Annotated in this window: 8 protein-coding genes; 7 read left to right on the forward strand and 1 reads right to left on the reverse strand. The window is 61.7% G+C overall.

What is annotated here, in order from left to right; translation table 11 throughout:
* From AAFM15_RS07825 to AAFM15_RS07850, 6 genes are all read left to right on the forward strand, one after another.
* Positions 1 to 800 (forward strand): sulfate ABC transporter substrate-binding protein (locus AAFM15_RS07825; RefSeq protein ID WP_341686154.1); only part of this gene is annotated, 800 nt, incomplete at its 5' end.
* Positions 801 to 812: 12 nt separating this feature from the next.
* The gene (gene cysT / locus AAFM15_RS07830) at positions 813 to 1673 is read left to right on the forward strand and encodes a sulfate ABC transporter permease subunit CysT (protein WP_341686155.1); all 861 of its coding nucleotides are present in this window, start codon (positions 813 to 815) and stop codon (positions 1671 to 1673) included.
* Positions 1674 to 1758: 85 nt separating this feature from the next.
* Complete coding sequence (cysW, locus tag AAFM15_RS07835) at positions 1759 to 2661, forward strand: sulfate ABC transporter permease subunit CysW (protein WP_341686156.1); 903 nt, start codon at positions 1759 to 1761, stop codon at positions 2659 to 2661.
* Between the two features lie 8 nt (positions 2662 to 2669).
* A complete protein-coding gene (locus tag AAFM15_RS07840) occupies positions 2670 to 3764 on the forward strand; it encodes a sulfate ABC transporter ATP-binding protein (RefSeq protein ID WP_341686157.1) in 1095 nt (364 codons plus the stop codon).
* Between the two features lies 1 nt (position 3765).
* Positions 3766 to 4095 carry a metalloregulator ArsR/SmtB family transcription factor gene (locus AAFM15_RS07845; protein WP_341686158.1) on the forward strand — a complete coding sequence of 110 codons (330 nt, stop codon included), beginning with the start codon at positions 3766 to 3768 and terminating at the stop codon, positions 4093 to 4095.
* 103 nt (positions 4096 to 4198) lie between these two features.
* On the forward strand, positions 4199 to 4690 hold the full coding sequence (locus tag AAFM15_RS07850) for a disulfide bond formation protein B (protein WP_341686159.1): 492 nt from the start codon (positions 4199 to 4201) through the stop codon (positions 4688 to 4690).
* Between the two features lie 15 nt (positions 4691 to 4705).
* On the opposite strand, the gene argA is transcribed toward AAFM15_RS07850, so the two are convergent.
* Entirely contained in the window at positions 4706 to 6052 is a 1347-nt protein-coding gene (gene argA / locus AAFM15_RS07855) for an amino-acid N-acetyltransferase (RefSeq protein WP_341686160.1), read from the reverse strand.
* A gap of 130 nt (positions 6053 to 6182) precedes the next feature.
* On the opposite strand from argA, the gene hrpA reads away from it, so the two are divergent.
* Positions 6183 to 9077 (forward strand): ATP-dependent RNA helicase HrpA (gene hrpA, locus AAFM15_RS07860; RefSeq protein ID WP_371833096.1); only part of this gene is annotated, 2895 nt, incomplete at its 3' end.

Raw genomic sequence — 9077 nt, forward strand, 5'->3', positions numbered from 1 at the left:
CCAGCGCACAGGCGCGCGCTGTCAACGACGGGTTGGATGCCGACGTGGTGACCATGAACACCACGACCGATGTTGATTTCCTTGCCAGCACTGGCGTCGTGGCAAAAGACTGGCAAAAGCGTTTTCCAAACAGCGCTTCGCCCACCACGTCGACCATGCTGTTCCTCACCCGCAATGGCAACCCCAAGAACATCAAGGACTGGGATGACCTGATCAAGCCTGGTGTCCAGGTCATTGTGGTCAACCCCAAGACGGGTGGTAATGGCCGAATGGCTTATCTGGCGGCTTGGGGCTATGCCAAGAAAAAATGGGGTACTGATGCACAAGCGGCCGAATTTATTGGCAAGCTTTATAAAAATGTACCCGTGCTCGCCAAAGGTGGGCGCGATGCCACCACCATCTTCCTGCAACGCAACATCGGCGATGTACTGGTAACCTTCGAATCCGAGGTCGTCTCGGTGGACCGCGAATTCGGCACCGGCAAGGTGGACGCGGTGCATCCGTCCATCAGCATCGTGGCCGAAAACCCGATCGCTGTGGTCGAACGCACCGTGGCCAAAAAGGGCACGGGCGAACTGGCCAAAGCCTATCTGGACTACCTGTATTCCGAAGAGGCCCAGGAGATCGCCGCCAAGCACGCGCTGCGTCCGCGCAATGCGGCGGTACTCAAGAAGTACAGCGCCACGTTCAAACCCATCCAGCTGTTCACCGTCAATGAACTGTTTGGCTCACTGGCTGAAGCGCAAAAAGTTCACTTCAACGACGGTGGCCAGTTCGACAAGATTTACACCGACAAGTAATTCAGGTCTTCCATGTCTGTTGCCGTTTTGTCGGCGGGCGGCCCGCGCCGCAAGCCGCGCCGGGTTTTGCCTGGCTTCAACCTCACGCTGGGTTACACCGTGCTGTACCTCAGCCTGATCGTGCTGATTCCGCTGTCGGCCCTGTTGTTCAAGACCTTCACCCTGAGCTGGGAGCAGTTCTGGGCGGCGGTGACCGGGCCGCGCGTGCTGGCCTCGTACCGCTTGACCTTTGGCGCTTCGTTCATCGCGGCGCTGGTCAATGTGGTGTTTGGGCTGCTGGTGGCCTGGGTGCTGGTGCGATACGACTTTTTTGGAAAGAAGGTGGTGGACGCGCTGGTGGACCTGCCTTTTGCGCTGCCGACCGCCGTGGCCGGTATTTCTTTGACTGCGCTGCTGGCGGGTAACGGCTGGATCGGCCAGTACCTGGAGCCGCACGGCATCCAGCTGGCCTTCAACCCCAATGGTGTTGTGATCGCGCTGATCTTCATCGGCCTGCCGTTTGTGGTGCGTACGGTGCAGCCGGTGCTCGAAGACGCCGAGAAAGAACTCGAAGAAGCTGCCACTTGCCTGGGCGCGACGCGCTGGCAGACCTTCACCCGCGTGATCTTCCCGTCGATTGCGCCCGCATTGCTGACTGGCTTTGCCATGGCTTTTGCCCGGGCGGTGGGCGAGTACGGCTCGGTCATCTTCATCGCGGGCAACATGCCCATGGTGTCCGAAATCACGCCGCTGATCATCATCGGCAAGCTCGAACAGTACGACTACGCGGGCGCCACCGCCGTGGCGGTGGTGATGCTGGTGTTCTCCTTCATCCTGCTGCTGATCATCAACGCGCTGCAGGCCTGGCAACGCAAACGTGGAGGAGTGGCATGATGAGCCCCCACATTCGTCACTTCGTGTACTCATTGCCCCCCGAGGGGGCGTTGTCCTCCTTGGGGCGGCCCGGCGGAGGACAAGTATGAGCGGCGTTGTTTCTTCTCTGGGCAAGCCGGTGCGCCGTGCGCAGGCGGGTACGACCGAGCCCGCCTGGGTGCGCTGGGCACTGCTGACGGTGGCGCTGGGCTTCATGTTTCTGTTCCTGGTGCTGCCGCTCGCTGCGGTTTTCACCGAGGCGCTGCGCAAGGGCTTTGACGCTTACTTCGAGGCCTTCAAGGAGCCAGATGCCTGGTCGGCCATCCGCCTGACGCTGATCACCGCGGCGATCGCTGTGCCGCTGAACCTGGTGTTCGGCATCGCCGCCGCCTGGGCGATTGCCAAGTACGAATTCAAAGGCAAGGCCTTTTTGACCACGCTGGTGGACCTGCCGTTTTCCGTTTCGCCCGTGGTGGCTGGCCTGATCTATGTGCTGATCTTTGGTGCGCAGGGCTGGCTGGGGCCGTGGCTGCAGGCGCACGACATCAAGATCGTGTTTGCCGTGCCGGGCATTGTGCTGGCCACCGTGTTCGTCACCTTTCCCTTCATTGCCCGCGAGCTGATTCCGCTGATGCAGGCGCAGGGCACCGAAGAAGAGCAGGCCGCCATCGTGCTGGGCGCGACCGGCTGGCAGACCTTCTGGCGCGTGACGCTGCCCAACATCAAGTGGGGCCTGATCTACGGCGTGATTTTGTGCAACGCCCGCGCCATGGGCGAGTTTGGCGCGGTGTCGGTGGTCTCCGGTCACATCCGGGGCCAGACCAACACCATGCCGCTGCATGTCGAGATCCTCTACAACGAATACCAGTCGGTGGCCGCGTTTGCTGTGGCCTCGCTGCTGGCCCTGCTGGCGCTGGTCACCCTGGTCATCAAGTCGGTGGTGGAGTGGCAGCACGAGCGCGAACTGCGCGCTGCTGCCGATACACCGCCCGAAAACCCGAACAACTGAAGCCTGTCATGAGCATCGAAATCCGCAATATCCACAAACAGTTTGGCGACTTCACCGCCTTGGGCGATGTCAGCCTGGACATCGAATCGGGCGAGCTGGTCGCGCTGCTAGGTCCGTCGGGCTGCGGCAAAACCACGCTGCTGCGCATCATTGCCGGGCTGGAAACCGCCGACAGCGGCACCATTGCCTTCAGCGGCGAAGACACCACCCATGTGCATGTGCGCGAGCGCCAGGTGGGTTTTGTGTTCCAGCACTACGCCTTGTTCCGCCACATGACGGTGTTCGAGAACGTGGCCTTTGGCCTGCGGGTGCGCCCGCGCGCCACGCGCCCAAGCGAGTCTGAAATCAAGCGCAAGGTGCATGAGCTGTTGGGCCTGGTGCAGCTGGACTGGCTGGCCGACCGCTATCCCTCGCAACTGTCGGGTGGGCAGCGTCAGCGCATCGCGCTGGCCCGTGCGCTGGCTGTGGAGCCCAAGGTGCTGCTGCTGGACGAACCCTTTGGCGCACTGGACGCCAAGGTGCGCAAGGAGCTGCGCCGCTGGCTGCGCCGCCTGCACGACGAACTGCATGTGACCAGCATCTTTGTCACGCATGACCAGGAAGAAGCGCTGGAAGTGGCCGACCGCGTGGTGCTCATGAACAAGGGCCAGATCGAGCAGATCGGCTCGCCGCAGGAGGTCTGGGACCACCCGGCCAGCCCCTTTGTGTACGGCTTCCTGGGCGATGTGAACCTGTTCCACGGCCGCGCCCACGAGGGTGAGATGCTGATCGGCGCCGACCACCATGCCGTGCGCCTGGACTCGCCCGAGCACGGCGACGCGCAGGACGCCAAGGCTTTTGCCTATGTGCGTCCGCACGATCTGGATGTGGCTCGCTATACACCCGGGGGCCTGAATTCTGGCATCGTAGCCAAGCTGACCCGCGCCATCGTGGTGGGCCCTGTGGCTCGATTGGAACTGGAAGCTCACGAAGACCAAGGTTTTGGCAAGGACGCCATCATCGAGGCGCAACTTAGCTCCGCTCAGTTTCGGCAGGAGGGATTTGCCGAGGGCGACCTGCTGGTACTCACCCCGCGTCGGGCTCGCGTTTTTGTCGAGGGTTGATGTGGATTTTGGTCAAGAAACATCCGATCTGGATCAACTTTTTGAAGCTGTAGCAGAGAGCTTTTCTGTTTTGTCTGCTCCCATGCGCCTGAGAATCATCAGTCGCTTGTGTTACGGTGAAAAAACTGTCAAACAACTGCTGTCAGAAATCACAACATCTCAACCCAATATTTCTCAGCATCTGGGTATGCTGCATCGCGCTGGATTCATACAAAAACGCAGAGCTGGCAATCTGATCTACTACGCGATTGCTGATCAGCGAGTTGTGCAGGTGTGCCAACTCATGTGTGCAAACGGTAAGACAAAATCTTTACCTGCAGTTAATCGATAGATTGATGTGCATGCGGCAAAATGCTTGTGAGTAAAAGCTCTTTACTTGACAGTACGCCGTCTTGACTCAAACGCATGCGCCACTTTATCTTGTCATTTTTGCTATGAGATCAACTCTTTCGACATTGCTGGGGTGGGTCGTACTGACCTGCGCATTTCTGCTGGCCTTTGGCCTGTATTTGCAACACGTGGTGGGCCTGGAACCTTGCCCCATGTGCATCGTGCAGCGCTACACGATGGTGGGCGTCATGGTGCTCGGGCTGGTGGGCTGGCGCTTGCGCAACTCCACGGCTTTGACTGTGGTGGGGGTGTTGCTCGCGCTCAAAGCCGGATTTGGCGCTTTTGTGGCAGCGCGCCAGAGCTGGCTGCAGTGGTACCCCCCCGAGGCGGTCAGCTGCGGGCGGGACTTTTACGGCATGATCGAAAGCTTCCCGCTGGGGCGAGCCATTCCGATGATTTTTCGCGGCAGCGGTGACTGCACCAAGGTGGACTGGACCTTTTTAGGGGGCTCGATTGCCAACTGGTCTTTTGCCTGCTTTGCGCTGTTCACGGTGCTGGGGCTCTGGCTGGCGCGTCAGGCCTGGCGCCAGCGCTGAGCGGTACGAGAACGCTCAAAGTTTTTTCACCAGCACCTGACTCCTGCGGTCCCAGTTGTATTTGCGCTTGCGCGCTTCGGGCAACCAGTCCGGGTCGGTTTGGACAAAACCACGCTTGAGGAACCAGTGCATGGTGCGCGTGGTCAGCACAAAAATGCTTTTGAGTCCCATGGCGCGGGCGCGTTGCTCGATGCGCTTGAGGATTTTTTCACCATCTCCCTGGCCCTGTGACTGAGGCGAAACGGTCAGCGCTGCCATTTCAGCGGTGCGTGATTCGGGGTAGGGATACAGTGCGGCGCAGGCAAAGATCACGCCATCGTGCTCGACGATGGTGTAGTGGTCAATGTCGCGTTCGATCTCGGTGCGATCGCGCTTGACCAGCGTGCCGTCTTTCTCAAACGGCTCGATCAATTGCAGGATGCCACCCACATCGTCAGCGCTGGCTTCGCGCATCTCTTCGAGCTTTTCATCGACCACCATGGTGCCGATGCCATCGTGCACATACACCTCCAGCAGCAGCGCGCCATCCACCGCAAAAGGCAGGATGTGCGAGCGCTCCACCCCTTCTTCGCAGGCTTTGACGCAATGCTGCAAATAAAAAGCCAGATCGGTCGGTTGGGTGGGGTTGGGCGATTCGGCCAGCAGTTTTTTGGCGGCGGCCAAGGGCAATTCGGTGTCGATCGGGTTGTCATCGCTGGCCGGAGCGTTCGGGTCGATGCGGATGCCCGGAACCTCGGTCAGGAACAGCAGCTTGTCGGCCTGCAGCTCGGCGGCCACGCTGGTGGCGACTTCTTCCATGGTCAGGTTGAAAGCCTCGCCCGTGGGCGAAAAGCCAAACGGTGAGAGCAGCACCATCGCACCCATGTCCAGCGAGCGCATGATGCCGTCCACATCAACCTTGCGCACCATGCCTGAGTGCATGAAGTCAACGCCGTCCACAATGCCCACCGGGCGCGCCGTGATGAAGTTGCCGGAAATGACGCGCACTGTGGAGCCCGCCATCGGCGTATTGGGCAGACCTTGACTGAAGGCGGCTTCGATCTCGTAGCGCAGCTGTCCGGCGGCTTCCTGCGCGCAGTCCAGCGACACGCTGTCAGTGATGCGCATGCCGTGCGAATAGCGAGGGGTGTGGCCCTTGGCGGCCAGTTGTTCGTTGACCTGTGGGCGGAAACCATGCACCAGCACGATCTTGACGCCCATGCTTTGAATCAGCGCCAAATCCTGCGCAATGTTTTGCAGCTTGCCCGCCGCAATGGCTTCGCCCGCAATGCCCACGACAAAAGTCTTGCCACGGTGCATGTGGATGTAGGGCGCCACCGACCGGAACCAGGGCACAAAGGTGAAATTGAAGACGGTGGACATGGGGCAGGGGCGGGGATAATCCGAAGTCTGTTGTAGCCCTGATTTTCACAGAGTTTTTACCTTGTCCTCCAGCGCCTTGTTTCTCGACTTTCCCGACAGCCTTCCTGTCTCTGGCAAACGCCAGGAGATCATGGAGGCGCTGGCGCAGCACCAGGTCATCATCGTTTGCGGCGAAACCGGCTCGGGCAAGACCACGCAGCTGCCCAAGATCGCGCTGGCTATGGGCCGGGGCAAAGCGAATGCGAAGCCCGGCGAGCAGCCGCGGCTCATCGGCCACACCCAGCCGCGCCGCATTGCCGCCAGCTCCGTGGCCAAGCGCATTGCCGAGGAGCTCAAGACCCAGCTAGGCGAGGTGGTGGGCTACAAGGTGCGCTTTCAGGACCGTTTGAGCAAGAACGCTTCGGTCAAGCTGATGACCGACGGCATCTTGCTGGCCGAGACGCAGACCGACCCGCTGCTGCAGGCGTATGACACCATCATCATCGACGAGGCGCACGAGCGCAGCCTGAACATCGACTTCTTGCTGGGCTACCTCAAGCAGATCCTGCCGCGCAGACCGGACCTGAAAATCATCGTCACCTCGGCCACCATCGACGCGGACCGCTTTGCGCGGCATTTCGAGTCTCGCCATGGCCCGGCTCCAGTCATCATGGTCTCGGGCCGCACCTTTCCGGTGGAGCAGCGCTACCGCCCGTTTGAAGAGTCGCGCGACTACGACCTGAACAACGCGATTGCAGATGGCGTGGACGAGCTGTGGGCGGGCGGAGCAGGGGGCGACATTCTGGTGTTCCTGCCCGGCGAGCGCGAAATCCGCGAAGCCGCAGACCATCTGCGCAAGCACCTGGCGCACCACGCCTGGACGCGCAATGCCGATGTGCTGCCGCTGTTTGCGCGTCTGAGTCAAGCCGAGCAGGACCGGGTGTTTGAAACCTCCAACGGCCGCCGCATCGTGCTGGCCACCAACGTGGCCGAAACGTCCCTGACAGTGCCGGGCATCCGCTACGTGATCGATGCGGGCACGGCACGTGTCAAGCGCTACAGCCTGCGCAGCAAGGTCGAACAGCTGCTGATCGAGCCGGTGAGCCAGGCCGCCGCCAACCAACGTGCGGGCCGCTGCGGGCGCGTGGCCAATGGCATCTGCATTCGCCTCTACGACGAAAAAGACTTCGCGTCACGTCCACGCTTCACCGACCCCGAAATCTTGCGTTCCTCGCTGGCTGGCGTGATCCTGCGCATGAAGAGCCTGCATCTGGGGCAGGTGGACGACTTCCCCTTCATCGAAGCGCCCAGCAAACGCGCCATCACCGATGGCTACCAGCTGCTGGCCGAACTCGGCGCGGTGGACGAGGCCAACGAACTCACGCCCATTGGCAAGGAACTCTCGCGCCTGCCGCTCGACCCCCGCGTGGGCCGCATGATTCTGGAAGCGCGCCACCGCAATGCACTGGACGAGGTGCTGATCATCGCCAGCGCCCTGAGCGTGCAGGACGTGCGCGACCGCCCACTGGAAGCACAAGCCCAGGCCGACCAGCAACACGCCAAGTTCGACGACGAGAAATCCGAGTTCAGCGGCTACGTGCGGCTGTGGCACTGGATCCATGACGCACGCGGCGGTGAACACCAGACCCACAAGCTGTCCAACCGCCAATACGAACAGCTGCTGCGCCAGAACTTCATCAACGTGCGCCGCGTGCGTGAGTGGCGCGACACGCACAGCCAGCTGCACACCGTGGTGGCCGAGCACGGCTGGAAGCTCAACACCCAGCCCGCCAGTTACGAGCAATTGCACAAGTCCATGCTCGCGGGCCTCTTGGGCAACATCGGTTGCAAGCTCGAAGACGAAGATGTGTACCTGGGCGCACGCGGCATCAAGTTCCACCGCCACCCGGGCGCTCACCTCAAAAAGAAACCCGGCCGCTGGATCGTGGTGGCTGAGCTGGTCGAGACCACGCGCCTGTTTGGCCGGGGCATCGCCAACATCGAGCCGCAGTGGCTCGAAGAGGTGGGCGCGCACCTGTTGCGCAAACAGCTGCTGGACCCGCATTGGGAAAAGAAATCCGCCGAGGCCGTGGCCTACGAGCGCGCCACGCTGTACGGCCTGATGGTCTACAACGGCCGCCGCAAGCCCTACGGCACCATCGACATGCATGGCGCCCGCGACATCTTCATCCGCCAGGGCCTGGTGGCAGGTGAGTGGGACACCAAGCTGCCCTTTGTGGCCGCCAACCTGCGCATGGTCGCCAAGGTTGAAGAGCTGGAGCACAAATCGCGCCGTCAGGACGTGCTGGTGGACGACGAACTTATCTACGCCTATTACGACGCACAGATCCCGCAGGACATCTACAACGGCCGCCTGATGGAGCCGTGGTGGCGCGAGCAATCGCGCACCAACCCCAAGTTTCTGCACCTCACGCGCGAGGAGTTGATGCGCCACGAGGCCGCAGGCATCACCACGCAGGCTTTCCCCAAGACCGTGCGCCTGGGCGGTGTGGACTGCGCCGCCACCTACCTGCACGAGCCCGGCGACAGCCGCGATGGCGTCACCATCACCGTCCCGCTGTTCGTTCTGAATCAGGTGAGCGAAGAGCGCTGCGAATGGCTGGTGCCCGGCATGCTCAAGGACAAGATCCAGGCCCTGCTCAAAAGCCTGCCGCAACGCCCGCGCAGCCGCTTTGTGCCCCTGCCCGAAAGCGCGGCGCGCCTGGCCGAAGCATTGAGCGCCCCTGAGGTCTTTGGCACCGGCTCGCTGACCGACGTGCTCCTCAAAAAAGTGCGTGACGAAACCAGCCTGGACGTCAAGCGTGCCGACTTCAAGCTCGACATGCTCAGCCCGCACCTCTTCATGAACCTGCGTGTGGTCGACGAACACGGCCGCCAACTCGGCATGGGCCGCAACCTCGGCGCCCTCAAAGCCGATTGGGGTAGCAAAGCGCGGGGCGCGTTTCAGGCGCTGGCGCAACTCAAACCCCAGTTGGGCGCATCGTCTGGTACGAAGCCGCAGGTGGAGGCAACTGCCGGGGGGCAG

Source organism: Limnohabitans sp. (genome assembly GCF_038134685.1).
Lineage (GTDB): Bacteria > Pseudomonadota > Gammaproteobacteria > Burkholderiales > Burkholderiaceae_C > Limnohabitans_A.

Bases quoted from the DNA above. Each gene is read 5' to 3' on its own strand.
- AAFM15_RS07840 (WP_341686157.1), top strand. From the start codon at position 2,670: ATGAGCATCGAAATCCGCAATATCCACAAACAGTTTGGCGACTTCACC.
- argA (WP_341686160.1), bottom strand. From the start codon at position 6,052: ATGTCCACCGTCTTCAATTTCACCTTTGTGCCCTGGTTCCGGTCGGTG.
- cysW (WP_341686156.1), top strand. From the start codon at position 1,759: ATGAGCGGCGTTGTTTCTTCTCTGGGCAAGCCGGTGCGCCGTGCGCAG.
- AAFM15_RS07850 (WP_341686159.1), top strand. From the start codon at position 4,199: ATGAGATCAACTCTTTCGACATTGCTGGGGTGGGTCGTACTGACCTGC.
- cysT (WP_341686155.1), top strand. From the start codon at position 813: ATGTCTGTTGCCGTTTTGTCGGCGGGCGGCCCGCGCCGCAAGCCGCGC.